Source organism: Stutzerimonas stutzeri, assembly GCF_000952685.1.
In the GTDB taxonomy this organism is placed as follows: domain Bacteria; phylum Pseudomonadota; class Gammaproteobacteria; order Pseudomonadales; family Pseudomonadaceae; genus Stutzerimonas; species Stutzerimonas stutzeri_E.
In genome coordinates this window covers 285,123-300,485 of sequence record NZ_JYHV01000011.1, presented here as the reverse complement: position 1 = coordinate 300,485, position 15,363 = coordinate 285,123, and the positions used below count along the sequence as shown (strand labels likewise).

The window sequence follows — 15,363 nt, the reverse complement described above, 5'->3', positions numbered from 1 at the left end:
AAGCAGAGCAATCCGCTCCAGCTTCCAGCTCCGGATTCAGCTCAGATTAATTCAGCTGTTCCACTCGGATTCTCACGACGCTGCCAACCACGTCAGTCAGCGATTCCAGCGCCGTGATCGCATCATCGATACGCTGCTCTACCACCCGGTGGGTGACGAGAATGACCGGAACCAGGCCATCATGCACCTCGGCTTCCTTCTGCATGATCGACTCGATGTTGATCCCGCGCTCGGACAGGATGGTCGCGACCTGAGCCAGCACACCTGGATGATCCTTGGCCTGGATACGCAAGTAATAGGCGCTTTCGCAGGCGCCAATAGGCAGGATCGGATGGGCCGATAGCGAGTCGGGCTGGAACGCCAGATGTGGGACGCGGTTGTTCGGGTCGGTGGTGAGCGCTCGCGCCACATCGACCAGGTCTGCCACTACCGCAGAAGCCGTCGGCTCCATGCCGGCGCCGGCACCGTAATACAGGGTCGAGCCGACCGCATCACCGTTGACCATGACCGCATTCATCACGCCGTTGACGTTGGCGATCAGCCGATCGGCCGGAATCAGCGTCGGATGGACGCGCAACTCGATACCCGAATCGGTGCTCCGCGCGACACCCAGGTGCTTGATGCGATAACCCAGCGCCTCGGCATAGTTGACGTCGGCAGTGGTCAGACGGGAAATGCCCTCGGTGTAAGCCTTGTCGAACTGCAGCGGCACCCCGAAAGCGATGGACGCGAGGATGGTCAGCTTGTGAGCGGCATCAATGCCTTCGACATCAAAGGTCGGATCGGCTTCGGCATAACCCAGTTCCTGCGCTTCCTTGAGCACGTCCTCGAAAGTACGGCCCTTCTCACGCATCTCAGTGAGGATGAAGTTACCGGTGCCATTGATTATGCCGGCCAGCCAATTGATCTGGTTGCCCGCCAGGCCTTCGCGGATCGCCTTGATTACCGGAATGCCACCAGCGACCGAGGCTTCGAATGCCACAATGACGCCTTTTTCACGGGCCTTGGCGAAGATCTCATTGCCGTGCACGGCGATCAGCGCCTTGTTCGCCGTGACCACATGCTTGCCATTCTCGATAGCCTTGAGGACCAATTCACGGGCCAGGGTATAACCGCCGATGAGTTCGACGACGATGTCGATCTCGGGGTTGTTCGCCACCTCGAAAATATCGGCGGTGATTGGGGTGTCGCCGGTGTTGCATCTAGGGTTCGCATGACGAGCCGCAATCTGTGCGACTTCGATTCCTCGCCCGGCACGGCGGGCAATTTCCGCAGCGTTGCGCTCGAGCACATTGAAGGTACCGCCACCGACGGTCCCCAGCCCACAGATGCCAACTTTCACCGGTTTCAAGCTGCACTCCCCATTACCAGCGAACGGCCCCGCACAGCGGCCGAACAAAAGAGTCGCACATTACGAAGCGCACGAGATTTAGTCAAATCGACAGAGGCGCCGAAAATCTCCGTTAACCGGGTTCGCTCTGCAATCCCAGGCGCTGATGCCACTGGGCGAGCGACTCGTCTGGATATTGGTCGAAGCAGCGGTCGTCCGGTCCAATCTGCGGCTCAACCCATGACGCCTTCGAAGCCAGCATCAAATGCGTAGACTCCGGGGGCACCGGCAGATCGGTATCGATAGCCGATGCATGCGGGTGGACCAGATCCGGCCAGTTGGGGTCCCACAACCAGAGCGCGCTGCCGCATAGCTTGCAGAAATGACGCTGACCGTCGCTGACGCGGATCGCGCCCGTTGCCGGATCGACCATTTTGGCTTGGTAGATGCTTAGATTCTCGCGGCCTTCGACAGCCAATGTCCGCTGATCGCCGCCCAGGTTGATTGCATAGCCACCCGCCCCGGCGGTCTTGCGACAGATGGAGCAGTAGCAACGCATGAACGGATAGGGTTCAGCCGATTCGAGCGAGAACCGCACAGCCTTGCAATGACAGGAACCTTCAAGCTTCATGTTCACATCTCCTCGGAATGCCTTCAGCTTTTGAACGTGAGGAGCGGAACAGTTCAGTAGCGCACGGGGCAGCACCCTCAGGATGCTGCCAGGGCCTTAATGGGCTTTCAGAGCGAGCTCAGCAAGCTGGGGTGCAGGCTGGTAGCCAGGGATGACCTGCCCATCAGCCAGAATGATCGCCGGAGTCCCCTGAACACCGATCAGCTGACCCAGCTCGTACTGTTTCGCAACGGGGTCGTCGCAGCTGGCATCGGGTACTTCCTCACGCGCCTTGGCTTTATTCATCGCCGCCTGACGATCCTTGGCGCACCAGACGTTGGCCAGGGTATTGGCGCCATGGCTGCCCATACCCTGCCGCGGAAATGCCATATAGCGAACCTCGACACCCAAGCGATTAAGCTCCGGCACTTCGCTGTGCAGTTTCTGGCAATAGCCACAATCGGTATCTGTGAAAACCGTGATATGAGTCTTCGGCTTCTCTGGCGAGAAGACCACCATCTCATTAGCGGGAATGGCGTCGATCATCTTGGCAACCGAGCGACTCTGGGCCTGCTCGGTCAAGTTGACGGCCTGTCCGTCCTTGAACTGGAACATGTACCCCTGGATCACGAATTGCCCATCGGCGCTGGCGTACAGCTGGCGCCCGCCCTTGAGCTGGACCTGATAGACACCGTCCATGGGGCTTTCGGCAATCGCTTCGATCGGCATGCCAGGCTGCACGGATTGCAGCGATTCACGAATTGCCTTGTCGGCATCGGCAGCCAGGACGACGGTGCTGGCAAGACCGAGGGTCGCCGCAGCAAATAAACGAATCACGCGCATGGAATCTCCTGGCGACTTCGATCGAGGGAAGGCCGCAGATTAACATAGCCACTTCGCCCCAGCGCATGGCATTGGGCGTTTGGTCGCGGATTTTGTGGCCTGCCGCGCAGGCTCACGGGACCTGTGGTCAGCCACGCGGATGATGCTGCGCGTGGAGCTCCTGCAGCCTCGCGCGCGCGATGTGCGTGTAGATCTGTGTAGTAGACAAGTCGCTATGACCGAGCAGCATCTGCACGGTCCGAAGATCCGCGCCATGGTTGAGCAGATGCGTGGCGAACGCATGACGCAACGTGTGAGGTGAAATCGATGCCGCAATCCCAGCCTGCCGAGCGTGCAGCTTGATTCGATGCCAGAACGTCTGCCGCGTCATCAGATCACCACGCCGACTGGGAAACACCACGTCACTCGCCTTGCCCGCCAGTAGGGTATCCCGAGCGTCACGCAGATAACGCGTCAACCAGTGCATGGCCTCCTCTCCGAGCGGCACCAGACGCTCCTTGTTGCCCTTGCCGAACGTGCGCAGCACGCCCTGGCGAAGATTGACTTGCTCCAGACTGAGACTCACCAGCTCCGTCACACGCAGGCCGGTCGCATAAAGGACTTCAAGCATCGCCCGGTCGCGCAACCCCAGCGGATCGCTAAAATCAGGTACGGCCAGCAATGCTTCCACGTCGGCTTCGGACAACGCCTTGGGTAGCGGTCGCCCAAGCTGCGGCAGCTCGACGCGCAGCGTGGGATCTACCGAGATCTCCCCTTCGCGAAGCAGAAACCGATAAAAACCGCGAAGCCCGGAAAGCAGCCGTGCGGTGGAACGCGCCTTGTAGTTATTGGCCAATCGCCAAGCAAGATGATCGAGAATCGCCTCCCGGCCGGCGTCCATCAGTCGAGCGCCTCGCGCGTTGAGCCAGCCATTGAACAGGGCCAGATCGCTCCGATAAGCCTCACGGGTATTATCCGATAGCCCTTTCTCGAGCCAGAGGGCATCGAGGAAACGGTCGATCATTGGATCATCGAGTGCGGGCATGAAAACTCATCGGCAGGTAAACGCATGTTTGTTCCATAGAGCACCAGACGCGTCAGATCGGCCCGCCCTGTAGCGGTGAACATGAGCAGCTTGTCCTGCACGCATCATTGGATGCCCGAAGCGCTCAATCACAATGCCATGGGCGCTTAGGCTGAAAGTGTACGAAGGAACACCAGAATCCCAAAAGCCAGACAGCAGAATCGCAGCGATGATACTGAAAGCAACTGACCGGCGAAAAAAAAGCAGCCCGAAGGCTGCTTTTTTTGAAGGACGCTTTCCTCAGGAAAGCTTTTCCTTGATGCGGGCTGCCTTGCCGGACAGCGCGCGGAGGTAATACAGCTTGGCCTTGCGAACATCGCCACGGCGCTTGACGCTGAGGCTGTCAACCATCGGGCTGTAGTACTGGAAAGTACGCTCGACACCCACACCGTTGGAAATCTTGCGAACGGTGAATGCACTGTTCAGACCGCGGTTACGCTTGCCGATCACAACGCCTTCGAATGCCTGCAGACGCTCACGCTCGCCTTCCTTCACTTTCACCTGGACGACAACGGTGTCGCCCGGGGCAAACGGAGGCAGTTCTTTGGTCATCTGCTCAGCTTCGAGCGCCTGGATAATCTTGTTGGTCATGCTGTGCTCCTAAGACAGGCCTTCGTGGCGTGCCATCGATACGTTAACTATCGTCCCGCTGACGGATATATTCCGTCAGCAGCTTTTGTTCTTCTCCAGAAAGCGAGCGGCTATCCAGAAGATCAGCGCGGCGTTCCCAGGTTCTTCCGAGGGATTGCTGCAAACGCCAGCGCCGGATGTGCTCATGATTGCCGCTAAGCAGCACTTCAGGAACACGTTTATCCGCATACACTTCCGGTCGCGTGTAGTGCGGGCAATCGAGCAGGCCGTCGGTAAACGAATCCTCCTCGGCGGAATCAGCATGACCCAGCGCTCCGGGGAGCAAGCGGGTCACCGCATCAATCAGCACCATGGCCGGCAATTCACCGCCGGACAACACGTAATCGCCAATCGACCATTCCTCATCGACATGCGCCTCGATGAAGCGCTCGTCGATACCTTCGTAGCGACCGGCGATGAGAATAAGCGCCTCTTCCTTCGCCAAGTCGCGGACGTCAGCCTGTTTCAACTGCCGCCCCTGAGGCGACAGGTAAATCACCTTCGCCTTCTCGCCAGCGGCCTGTCTGGCGTCTGCCAGCGCAAGCTCCAGCGGCTTGATCTTCATCACCATGCCGGGGCCGCCGCCAAAGGGACGATCATCCACGGTCTGGTGACGATCTTCGGTGTAGTTCCGGGGATTCCAGCAACGCAGCTGGAGCAGCCCCTGCTTCACCGCGCGACTGGTAATACCGTAGTCGCGGACGGCAGCGAACATGTCCGGAAACAGACTGATCACTTCGACACGAAAGCCGGACATGTCAGTCAGAAATCCGCATCCCATTCGACGTGCATTTCGGCTGCATCCAGATCGACCTTCAACACGCAGGGGTCGGTATAGGGCAGCAAGCGCTCACGATCATCCAGGCTGCCGTCAAACGGCTTGACCACCAGGACATCGTTAGCTCCGGTTTCCAGCAGATGATCCACCCGCCCAAGCACTTGCCCGAGCTGATTAATGACCGTCAGGCCCTGAAGCTGGAACCAGTAGTACTCTTCGCCAGCCAAGTCAGGCAGTTCACTGCGGGGTATGCAGATCTCGAAGTCGGCGTATGTACGCGCCACTTCACGATCAGTCAGTCCGCCCAGCGTAGCCACCAGAACCTTGCCCTGGAGGCGCCCCTTGACCAACTCGACCTGCTTGACCTCGTCGCCTCGCCTGAGCGTCCAGCGGCGATAACCCAGCAGATTGTCGATCGGATCGGTAAAGGAATAGATCTTTACGTCACCACGCACGCCATGCACCGAAACGATTTTACCGATAACGATCAGGTCTTCGGCCGGAACAGACGTTGCGTTCATGTATTTAGGCAGCGGCCTTGGCAGCTTCCTTCAGCAGCTGAGCAACGCGCTCAGACGGCTGTGCGCCCTGGCTCAGCCAGTAAGTAGCACGCTCCTGGTTTACAGAAAGCTTCACTTCCGCACCCGAGGCGATCGGATTAAAGAAGCCGATACGCTCAACGAAGCGACCATCACGCGGATTGCGGCTGTTGGTCACGGTCAGGTGGTAGAAAGGGCGCTTCTTGGAGCCGCCACGGGCGAGACGAATAGTTACCATGTGAACATCGTTCCTGTAGTCGGTACAGCAAATCTGAATGCAGGGCCCAAGGCCCGAAAGGCCGCATATTCTAAGGATTATCCGGACTTTTGCAAATGGCTTTTTTAAAAACAGCTACAGGCCTCGACAGCAGGCCTGCCCAGCCTCGGCGGCGCCCAGCAAAAGGGCTCGCTGAAAGGCTCTGGGTCAGAATTTGGGCATCCCACCGCCGCCCGGAAACATACCGCCCATACCGCGCATCATCTTGGCCATGCCCCCCTTGCCGCTGACCTTCTTCATCATCTTCTGCATCTGCTTGTGCTGCTTGATCAGGCGACCGATATCCTGCACCTGCGTGCCAGAACCCATGGCGATGCGGCGCTTGCGAGAACCGCTAATGATATCTGGGTTGCGCCGCTCGACAGGTGTCATCGAGTTGATGATGGCTTCCATCTGCTTGAACTGCTTCTCAGCCGCGCCCTGGGCATTGCCCATCTGCGAGAGATTCACGCCGCCGATCGAAGGCAGTTTGTCCATCAGGCCGCCAAGGCCGCCCATGTTTTTCATCTGCTGAAGCTGGTCGCGGAAATCTTCTAGATCGAAGCCCTTGCCCTTCTTCAGCTTCTTGGTGAGTTTCTCGGCCTTTTCTCGGTCCAGCGTCTGCTCGGCTTGTTCGATCAAGCTGAGCACATCACCCATACCGAGGATGCGCGAGGCAATTCGGTCCGGGTGGAACGGTTCGAGCGCGTCGCTTTTTTCTCCCATGCCGAGGAATTTGATCGGCTTACCGGTGATGTGACGGACCGACAATGCGGCACCGCCTCGCGCATCCCCGTCGACCTTGGTCAACACGACACCGGTCAATGGCAGCGCTTCGCCGAATGCCTTGGCGGTGTTGGCCGCATCCTGACCCGTCATGGCATCGACGACGAACAGCGTCTCGGCCGGATTGATCGCCGCATGGACGGCCTGGATCTCGGCCATCATCTCGGCATCGATGGCCAGACGGCCGGCGGTATCGACCAGTACCACATCAATGAACTTGAGCTTGGCCTCGCGAATCGCTGCCTGAGCGATTTCGACAGGCTTCTGGCTGGTATCGGAGGGAAAGAAGGTCACGCCCACTTCCGCAGCCAAGGTTTCGAGCTGCTTGATCGCCGCAGGGCGGTAGACGTCCGCGGAAACAACCAACACCGACTTCTTCTTGCGCTCCTTTAGGAACCTCGCCAGCTTGCCAACCGTAGTGGTCTTTCCCGCCCCCTGCAGGCCGGCCATCAGCACAACGGCCGGGGGCACCACGCTCAGGGCAAGATCTTCATTGGCCGCGCCCATCAGCTCTTCCAGCTCGGCGCGAACGATCTTCACGAACGCTTGACCAGGTGTCAGGCTCTTGGAGACCTCGGTGCCGACGGCCCTGTCCTTGACCTTGGCCACGAACTCCTTGACCACCGGCAGTGCGACGTCAGCTTCTAGCAGCGCCATTCGCACTTCGCGCAGGGTGTCCTTGATGTTGTCCTCGGTCAGCTTGGCCTTGCCGGTAACATGGCGAAGTGTCTGGGAGAGGCGGTCGGTTAGGTTTTCAAACATGTGCCGTTTCCACGCTGGGTGTGGTTAAGGCACCGATTATAGAAGCTGTGAGGCCCAGGCCGGTACCCCGCCGTCGAGCCTTTTCATCGCACAGGTGAGCCAACCCCGAAGACTATCGGCGCTACATTGGGCAACACACTGCAGGCCGCCCGCCGGGGCAGTACCCACCGCCATACGCACGCTTTTGTGCGACCAGCGTTTGTGCCACACTCAGCGCCTTTCGAGCCTGCTAACAGACCTATGCACCCTCTGCTACCGAGCCTAGCTGCCGCCTGCCTTTACGCCGGCGTCACCGGATACCAAGGCCTGCGCCTAGTGCAACGCACCGTGCCGGACAAACGTCTTCTTCTCGTCCTGGGCGCCTTGGCGCTCGTCGCGCACGGGGTGAGCCTGTTCATTCAGCTGCTGTCGCCCAGCGGATTGCATCTGGATTTCTTCACGGCTTCGAGCCTGATCGCTGCCGCCGTCATCCTGCTGATCCTGCTTGCCCTCTACCGCATGCCGGTCGAAAACCTTCTGCTGTTGCTCTTTCCACTCGGCTGTCTGACGGTACTGTTCGCCCAGTTCGCGCCCTCCGGAACGGTACCGGCCATTGCCGAAGAGCCGGGCATCCTGGCTCACATCCTGTTCTCCATACTGGCTTACGGGATGCTCACCATTGCGGTCTTCCAGTCGTTGCTGCTGCTTTTGCAGGACCACCACCTGAAGCACAAACACCCATCCGGGCTGATCAAGAACTTCCCACCGCTACAGACCATGGAGAGTCTGCTGTTCGGCTTTCTGCTCGCCGGTTGGCTGCTGCTGTCGGCATCCTTGATCTCCGGCTGGCTGTTTCTGGAGAACCTGTTCGCCCAACATCTGGTGCACAAGACACTGTTGTCGGTGGTCGCCTGGGTGGTTTTCGGCCTGTTGCTGTGGGGACGGCACCAGCTTGGCTGGCGCGGCTACAAGGCCATTCGCTGGACATTGGCCGGCTTCTGCCTGCTGATGCTGGCCTATTTCGGCAGCAAGCTGGTCCGCGAATTCATCCTGCACGTCTAGCAGCGCACGACGAAACATCAACAGACTCTAGGACCACCAAGTGGAACATCTACACCCCGGCTTCCTGGTCGGCATGCTGGTTTTCCTGCTTTTGTGCTCGGCGTTCTTTTCCAGTTCCGAAACCGGGATGCTCAGCCTCAACCGCTACCGCCTGCGCCACAAGGCCAAAGACGGGCACCGCGGGGCAAAGCGGGCAAGCGCGTTGCTCGAGCGGCCGGACCGGCTGCTCGGGACAATTCTGGTCGGCAACAACTTCGTCAATATCCTCGCCTCGTCGATCGCCACGGTGCTGGCAATCAAGCTATGGGGCGAAGCCGGAATCGCGATTGCGACCATCGGCCTGACCATCCTCCTGCTCATATTCGGAGAGATAACGCCGAAGACGCTCGCCGCCCTGCGACCGGAAACCGTTGCGTACCCGGTCAGCCTTCCGCTGCTGTTGCTGCAGAAAGTGCTGTATCCGCTGGTGGCGTCGCTCAATTGGATCAGCAATGGCCTGCTCAAACTGCTCGGTGTCGACCTGTCCAACAAGGGCAACGACAGCCTATCCACAGAGGAACTACGCAGCGTGGTCCGTGAATCGGGCAGCGACATGCCGATGAATCGGCAAAGCATGCTGCTCGGCATCCTGGACCTGGAAAAGGTCACGGTCGACGACATCATGATCCCCCGTAACGAGGTCGCCGGTATCGACCTCGAGGACGACCTTGAAACCATCGTGACCCAACTGCGCACCACACCCCACACGCGCCTCCCGGTATTTCGCAAGGACATCAATCAGATAGAAGGCATCGTGCACATGCGCCAGATCGCGCGACTGCTCAGCCACGACCAACTGACCCGAAAAAGCCTGCTGGACGCTTGCAACGAGCCCTACTTCATTCCCGAGAACACCCCACTGTCCACTCAGCTGGTCAATTTCCAGAAGCAGAAACGGCGCATCGGCATCGTCGTCGACGAATACGGAGATGTGCTGGGCATCGTGACGCTGGAAGACATTCTCGAAGAGATCGTCGGTGAATTCAGCAACCAGGACGCATTACGCAGCCCGGACATCCACCCGCAGGACGACGGCACCCTGGTGATCGATGGCGCGGCCTACCTGCGCGAAGTCAACCGGGCGCTGGGCTGGCAGCTGCCCTGCGACGGCCCCAAGACCCTTAACGGGTTGATTACCGAGGCGCTGGAGCATATTCCCGATAGCGGTATCTGCCTGCAGATCAACCAGTACCGGCTCGAGATCCTGCAGGCGGCGGACAACCGCGTCAAAAGCGTACGCGCCTGGGTGATCGAAGACGTTCCGGACGCAACGGGCGACACGCCCTGATGGGCGTCACGCACCCCTGGATCATCAGAACGCTGTATCGATTGCCGCAGCTGCCCGTAACGCCTTGGCGCGTGAAGCATCGATCGAGACGTCGCGAGCCAGCGCGACACCCATACGCCGCTGCCCGCTGACGCCCGGCTTGCCAAACAAACGCAGCGCCGTGTCCGGCTCGGCCATAGCGGCCGCCAGATTGCCGAAGCTCACCTGATCGGACTCGCCCTCAACCAGCACCACCGCCGAAGCGGACGGACCGAACTGGCGAATTGCCGGAATCGGCAGTCCCAGAATCGCTCGCGCATGCAGGGCGAATTCGGAGAGATCCTGAGAGATCAAGGTCACCAGACCGGTATCGTGTGGCCGCGGTGAGACCTCACAGAACCAGACCTTGTCGCCTTTGACGAACAACTCGACACCGAAGATGCCGCGACCACCCAGCGCATCGGTGACGGCCAGGGCAATGCGTTCGGCCTCCGCCATCGCGCCCGGCGTCATTGGCTGGGGCTGCCACGACTCTTGATAATCGCCCTTTTCCTGCCGATGCCCGACCGGCTGGCAAAACGTCGTCCCGCCCGAATGGCGGACGGTCAGCAGCGTGATCTCGTAGTCGAAATCGACGAAGCCTTCAACGATCACTCGTCCCTTGCCGGCACGCCCGCCTGCCTGGGCGTATTCCCAAGCCGCGAGAATCTCTGACTCGTCCCGCAGAACCGACTGGCCTTTACCGGACGAGCTCATGACGGGCTTGATCAGACACGGAAACCCGAGCGCCGAAATAGCCGCGCGACATTCTTCCAGCGAATCGGCGAAGCGATAGGGCGAGGTCGGCAGCCCCAGCTCTTCAGCCGCCAGGCGGCGAATACCCTCACGATTCATGGTGAGCTGCGCGGCCCGTGCAGTCGGGATGACGTTATAGCCCTCGCCTTCCAGCTCGACCAACGTCGCGGTGGCAATCGCTTCGATTTCCGGCACGATGAAATGCGGCTTTTCCTGCTCGATAACCGCTCGCAACGCAGCGCCATCGAGCATATCGATGACATGGTGACGATGCGCCACCTGCATGGCCGGCGCATTGGCATAACGATCAACCGCTATGACCTCGACGCCCAGGCGTTGAAGCTCGATAACCAGTTCCTTGCCGAGCTCGCCGGAACCGCAAAGCAGTACACGGGTCGCGCTGGCGGACAGCGGCGTGCCTATTCGGGGCATGGGATTCCTCGTTATACGGATTGTGATGAGCGGGCGGAGGCGCACCGCACCTCGAATTAGAGCAGCAGTCCGCTGGCGCGTGCCCGGTCGTGGCAACGCAGCAGCACCTGACGCCGCTCCTGATTGTCCATACGGCTCCAGCGACGAATCTCATCGATGCTGCGCTGGCAGCCCGTGCATAAATCGTCCTCATCCAGTGCGCAGATGCTGACGCAGGGAGAAGCGACCGGCTTTTCCTCGTCGCTCAATCGTCCTGCTCCGCCAGATCACGGGCGTAACGCTGGGCGTTGTGCACGTAGTGCGCCGCGCTCGCTTCGAGCATTTTCTTCTGTTGTTCAGTCAATTCACGCACCACCTTGCCGGGTGAGCCCACCACCAGTGAACCGTCTGGAATCTCCTTTCCTTCGGCAATCAAGGTATTGGCGCCGATGATGCAGTACTTGCCAATCTTTGCGCCATTGAGGATTACCGCGTTGATACCGACCAGGCTGTAATCACCGACGGTGCAGCCATGCAGCATGGCATTGTGTCCAACAGTGACTCCGGTACCCAATGTCAGTGGATACCCCATATCGGTGTGCATCACGCTACCATCCTGCACGTTGCTGTTTTCGCCAAGATGGATCAGCTCGTTATCCCCGCGCAGCACCGCACCAAACCAAACGCTTGCACCAGCATCCAGTCGGATCTTGCCGACCAGCGTGGCATTTGGCGCGACCCAGCTTTGTGGATCGGCTTCAACACGGGAATCACCCAGGCGATATTTCACGGTCATGACCTCTTCTGGCTCAGATCGACGTAGGAAACGGGGGGACGGCGCATTTCGATCCCGGCGTCGTACACCAGGTTCACCAGCTCGACGATCATGATGGCCGTCAGGCCCCAGATCTTGTATTCGCCGTACCGGTACGACGGGACATACCAGGCGTCACCTTGGTAATCGATACGGTGGGTAACCTCTCGCGTGTCCTGGCAAAAGAAGTCCAGCGGCACGGAAAAGACCGAAGCGATCTCGGCATCGTTGGCGCGATATTCGACATAGTCAGGCACGACGCCGACATAAGGCGTGACATGAATGCCATGGAGCGAAACCAGGCTGCTGAGCGGCCCGACGACTTCTACCATCCCCGGCGCCAACCCCACTTCTTCTTCGGCTTCGCGCAGTGCGGTATGGATCAGATTTCGATCCTCTGGATCGCGGCGTCCACCGGGGAACGCTACCTCACCGCCGTGGGTGGATAGGCCGCTGGCGCGAAGGGTCAACACCAGCTCCGGCGAATCACTACGAGTAATCGGCATCAATACCGCCGCCTCGGGCATCCGGCCTTCCGGCTCCAGGAGATGCGGGGAATAGTCACGCACCCGTTGGAGAATCTTGTCCAGCATGAAACATCTCTTTCAGTCTTTGACAGGCATCATGGCATGAATCACCGAGGCGCCCAAGACGGGCAAGGGCAAAATCCGGCAGCTCTGACTCGACGACAACGAACACAACCAAAGAGACCCAACTGTCGCTGGCAAGCTTTTCGCGGCAAACTAGATTTCAGCAATAACGCAGCCCGTCGCCCCGGGCTGTGGGAATGATCCGTATACCGAAGGAAGCGCGATGAAATTCTGCAGCCAGTGCGGCGGTTCGATCACCGAGCGGGTCCCTGATGGGGATAATCGGACCCGATTTGTCTGCACATCCTGCGATACGGTTCACTATCAGAACCCACGCATCGTCGCCGGTTGTCTGCCTATATGGGAAGACCACGTATTGCTCTGCCGCCGGGCGATAGAACCGCGACGCGGTTATTGGACACTGCCGGCCGGCTTTATGGAGAACGGTGAGACCGTACAGCAGGCGGCGGAGCGGGAGACTCTGGAGGAAGCGTGCGCTCGAGTCACGGACTTGCAGCTCTACACGCTGTTCGACCTGCCACATATCAATCAGGTCTACATGTTCTTTCGCGCAGAATTGGTGGACGAACGATTCTGCGCGGGAGACGAGAGCCTCGAAGTCAGGCTTTTCCGACAGGCTGACATCCCTTGGTCAGAGCTGGCTTTTCCGACGATTGGCCGTACCCTAGAATACTTTTTCGCCGACCGGGTGCAGCAGACCTTCCCGGTGCGCAACGAAGCCATCGAAGCAATGCGAGTGGCGCGCAAACAGGTCTGATGCCGTAAGGATTCAGGAAAGCTCCAATGCGCTGGCTGTTAGCGATCTTCTGCTTCACATTTGCTGCCCTCTCACATGCTACCGCCGCGCCAGTATTCGATGATGCTTTCATCGACAAGGTGCTGGTGGTCAAGTCCGAGCGTCAGCTTCACCTCATTAGCCGCGGCGTTACCATGAAGAGCTACCGCGTGTCCCTGGGCAAGCAACCAGGTCCCAAGGAGCGTGAAGGCGACCAGCGGACACCCGAGGGGTTTTACTGGATCGACTGGCGCAAGACCTCCGACAAATACAACCTGGCGATGCACATCTCCTATCCGAACGCCAAGGACCTGGCACGGGCCAGCCGCGAAGGCGAGCGCCCGGGAAGCATGATCATGCTTCACGGCACACCGCTCGATGAAGAATATCCGGAGTGGTTTTTCCATACTCTCGACTGGACCGAGGGGTGCATCGCGCTGAAAAACGATGATATGCGCGAGATCTGGAATCTGGTGAAGAACGGTACGCTGATCGAGATCCGCCCCTGACAAATACGCGCCGAGCTTGGCACCAGGCGAGGCCGCACGTTAACGTGAAAGCCATTCTCCTGCCATTCGGCCACCCATGACGAAGACGCCTTCAGACGAGCAGCTGCAGCTGGATAATCAGCTGTGTTTTGCCCTGTATTCCGCCTCGCTGCAGATGACCAAAGCTTATAAGCCCTTGTTGCAAAGCATCGGTCTGACCTACCCGCAATATCTGGCGATGCTCGTGCTTTGGGAGCGCGACGGGCTCACCGTCGGGGAAATCAGCGCTCGGTTGCTGACCGAGCCCGGTTCGCTGACGCCATTGCTCAAACGCCTGGAAGCCGAAGGTTTGATCAGCCGGACCCGCAGCAGCAGCGATGAACGAGTAGTCGAACTGCATCTCACTGACGCGGGGCGTGCCATGAAGCAACGCGCCCTGCACTTCCCCGACTGCATGCTCGAATGTACCGGGCAGTCACGCGATGCGCTGTTGGTGCTACGCAATCAACTTGTCGCCCTTCGCAGCGCATTGCTGAAAGGTAACTAAGCGCCGCCGGGCGCGGCGCTACCCTCGCCAGTGACTCCGCAGACGCTGCTCAAGCAGTCGCGATCGGATTTATCTTGTGCGATAAATATTATCGCGATAAGTTAAACCGCAACTGAACGCCACTCCCGAGGAAACGAAACATGCAAACCATCAAGGCCCTCTATACCGCAACCGCCACTGCCACCGGAGGTCGCGATGGCCGTGCAGCATCGTCCGACGGCCTGCTCGATCTAAAGCTCTCCACTCCCAAAGAACTCGGCGGGCAAGGCGGCGAAGGCACCAACCCGGAGCAACTGTTTGCCGCTGGCTACTCAGCCTGCTTTATTGGCGCGCTGAAGTTCGCCGCTAGCCAGTTGAAACAGCAACTGCCGATCGATACAGCGGTCACCGGCCAGGTGGGCATCGGTCAGATTCCCGGCGGATTCGGGCTCGAAGTCCAGTTGAACGTCAGCCTGCCAGGTCTTGAGCGATCAGCTGCCGAGCAACTGACCGAAGCCGCTCACCAGGTATGCCCCTACTCCAACGCCACCCGCGGAAATATCGAGGTTCGCCTGAATGTCGCTGTCTAAGCCGGTTCACGTCTGACGCGCACAAAAAACCCGAGTGGTCAGTGGCGACTCGGGTTTGTTCGTAACGCACCAATCAGAACTGCAAATCGGACAGCCGCCACACCTCGAATGCGGGCGTCTCGTACGGGTGGGTACGCTTGAGTGCCTTGACGCTGTCATGAATCAGCTCGTCAGCCACCACCAATTCAACCTTCCATTCCGACAACGAGTGCACCTGGCCAAGTTGCCCAAGGAATGGCTTGCTGCCCTCCAGCGGGCGGTACTGACCGTGCCCGAGCACCTGCCAGCAGCAACTGTCGTATGCACCGATGCGCCCGGCACCGGCAGCGAAGACTGCCTTCTTGACTGCGTCCAGGTGGCTTTCCGGAACATAGAAACACAGCTTGTACATCAACGTCTCCGCAAGAAC

General features: G+C 59.4%; 20 protein-coding genes. 6 read left to right on the top strand and 14 right to left on the bottom strand.

Features of this window, described 5'->3' with window-relative positions; translation table 11 throughout:
• Positions 1–46 precede the first annotated feature (46 nt).
• From UF78_RS05265 to ffh, 9 genes are all read right to left on the bottom strand, one after another.
• A complete protein-coding gene (locus tag UF78_RS05265; protein ID WP_045160974.1) occupies positions 47–1,351 on the bottom strand; it encodes a homoserine dehydrogenase in 1,305 nt (434 codons plus the stop codon).
• 112 nt (positions 1,352–1,463) lie between these two features.
• Positions 1,464–1,961: a GFA family protein gene (locus UF78_RS05260; RefSeq protein WP_045160973.1), complete on the bottom strand. Its 498-nt coding sequence runs from the start codon at positions 1,959–1,961 to the stop codon at positions 1,464–1,466.
• A gap of 96 nt (positions 1,962–2,057) precedes the next feature.
• Entirely contained in the window at positions 2,058–2,783 is a 726-nt protein-coding gene (locus tag UF78_RS05255) for a thioredoxin fold domain-containing protein (RefSeq protein WP_045160972.1), read from the bottom strand.
• Positions 2,784–2,910: 127 nt separating this feature from the next.
• Entirely contained in the window at positions 2,911–3,807 is an 897-nt protein-coding gene (xerD, locus tag UF78_RS05250; protein ID WP_045160971.1) for a site-specific tyrosine recombinase XerD, read from the bottom strand.
• Positions 3,808–4,086: 279 nt separating this feature from the next.
• Positions 4,087–4,437 (bottom strand): 50S ribosomal protein L19, encoded by a 351-nt coding sequence (gene rplS / locus UF78_RS05245; RefSeq protein WP_021208319.1) that lies wholly within the window; start codon positions 4,435–4,437, stop codon positions 4,087–4,089.
• Positions 4,438–4,480: 43 nt separating this feature from the next.
• On the bottom strand, positions 4,481–5,233 hold the full coding sequence (gene trmD / locus UF78_RS05240) for a tRNA (guanosine(37)-N1)-methyltransferase TrmD (protein WP_045160970.1): 753 nt from the start codon (positions 5,231–5,233) through the stop codon (positions 4,481–4,483).
• A gap of 5 nt (positions 5,234–5,238) precedes the next feature.
• Positions 5,239–5,775, bottom strand: a complete 537-nt coding sequence (gene rimM / locus UF78_RS05235) for a ribosome maturation factor RimM (RefSeq protein ID WP_045160969.1) — start codon at positions 5,773–5,775, stop codon at positions 5,239–5,241.
• 4 nt (positions 5,776–5,779) lie between these two features.
• Positions 5,780–6,031, bottom strand: coding sequence for a 30S ribosomal protein S16 (rpsP, locus tag UF78_RS05230; protein ID WP_003282953.1), 252 nt, complete (start codon positions 6,029–6,031; stop codon positions 5,780–5,782).
• Positions 6,032–6,217: 186 nt separating this feature from the next.
• Complete coding sequence (gene ffh / locus UF78_RS05225; protein WP_045160968.1) at positions 6,218–7,597, bottom strand: signal recognition particle protein; 1,380 nt, start codon at positions 7,595–7,597, stop codon at positions 6,218–6,220.
• Between the two features lie 240 nt (positions 7,598–7,837).
• Here ffh and UF78_RS05220 point away from each other — a divergent pair, with 240 nt between their 5' ends.
• Positions 7,838–8,638: a cytochrome C assembly family protein gene (locus UF78_RS05220; protein ID WP_045160967.1), complete on the top strand. Its 801-nt coding sequence runs from the start codon at positions 7,838–7,840 to the stop codon at positions 8,636–8,638.
• 40 nt (positions 8,639–8,678) lie between these two features.
• A complete protein-coding gene (locus UF78_RS05215; protein WP_045160966.1) occupies positions 8,679–9,965 on the top strand; it encodes an HlyC/CorC family transporter in 1,287 nt (428 codons plus the stop codon).
• 24 nt (positions 9,966–9,989) lie between these two features.
• Here UF78_RS05215 and purT read toward each other — a convergent pair whose 3' ends face one another.
• From purT to UF78_RS05195, 4 genes are read right to left on the bottom strand one after another with little or no spacing between them, the layout of a single operon-like run.
• Positions 9,990–11,171: a formate-dependent phosphoribosylglycinamide formyltransferase gene (gene purT, locus UF78_RS05210; protein WP_045160965.1), complete on the bottom strand. Its 1,182-nt coding sequence runs from the start codon at positions 11,169–11,171 to the stop codon at positions 9,990–9,992.
• Between the two features lie 56 nt (positions 11,172–11,227).
• On the bottom strand, positions 11,228–11,419 hold the full coding sequence (locus tag UF78_RS05205; protein ID WP_045160964.1) for a DUF1289 domain-containing protein: 192 nt from the start codon (positions 11,417–11,419) through the stop codon (positions 11,228–11,230).
• On the bottom strand, positions 11,416–11,940 hold the full coding sequence (locus UF78_RS05200) for a gamma carbonic anhydrase family protein (RefSeq protein ID WP_045161105.1): 525 nt from the start codon (positions 11,938–11,940) through the stop codon (positions 11,416–11,418). The genes UF78_RS05205 and UF78_RS05200 overlap by 4 nt, the downstream gene beginning before the upstream one ends.
• A gap of 2 nt (positions 11,941–11,942) precedes the next feature.
• On the bottom strand, positions 11,943–12,557 hold the full coding sequence (locus tag UF78_RS05195; protein ID WP_045160963.1) for a CoA pyrophosphatase: 615 nt from the start codon (positions 12,555–12,557) through the stop codon (positions 11,943–11,945).
• Positions 12,558–12,777: 220 nt separating this feature from the next.
• Here UF78_RS05195 and UF78_RS05190 point away from each other — a divergent pair, with 220 nt between their 5' ends.
• From UF78_RS05190 to UF78_RS05175, 4 genes are all read left to right on the top strand, one after another.
• Positions 12,778–13,332 carry an NUDIX hydrolase gene (locus tag UF78_RS05190; RefSeq protein ID WP_045160962.1) on the top strand — a complete coding sequence of 185 codons (555 nt, stop codon included), beginning with the start codon at positions 12,778–12,780 and terminating at the stop codon, positions 13,330–13,332.
• A 26-nt stretch (positions 13,333–13,358) separates the two neighbouring features.
• Positions 13,359–13,859, top strand: coding sequence for a L,D-transpeptidase family protein (locus UF78_RS05185; RefSeq protein WP_045160961.1), 501 nt, complete (start codon positions 13,359–13,361; stop codon positions 13,857–13,859).
• Positions 13,860–13,935: 76 nt separating this feature from the next.
• Positions 13,936–14,385 (top strand): MarR family winged helix-turn-helix transcriptional regulator, encoded by a 450-nt coding sequence (locus tag UF78_RS05180; protein ID WP_045160960.1) that lies wholly within the window; start codon positions 13,936–13,938, stop codon positions 14,383–14,385.
• Positions 14,386–14,525: 140 nt separating this feature from the next.
• Positions 14,526–14,954, top strand: coding sequence for an organic hydroperoxide resistance protein (locus tag UF78_RS05175; RefSeq protein ID WP_045160959.1), 429 nt, complete (start codon positions 14,526–14,528; stop codon positions 14,952–14,954).
• A 73-nt stretch (positions 14,955–15,027) separates the two neighbouring features.
• Here UF78_RS05175 and UF78_RS05170 read toward each other — a convergent pair whose 3' ends face one another.
• Entirely contained in the window at positions 15,028–15,345 is a 318-nt protein-coding gene (locus UF78_RS05170; protein WP_045160958.1) for a YqfO family protein, read from the bottom strand.
• Positions 15,346–15,363 lie beyond the last annotated feature (18 nt).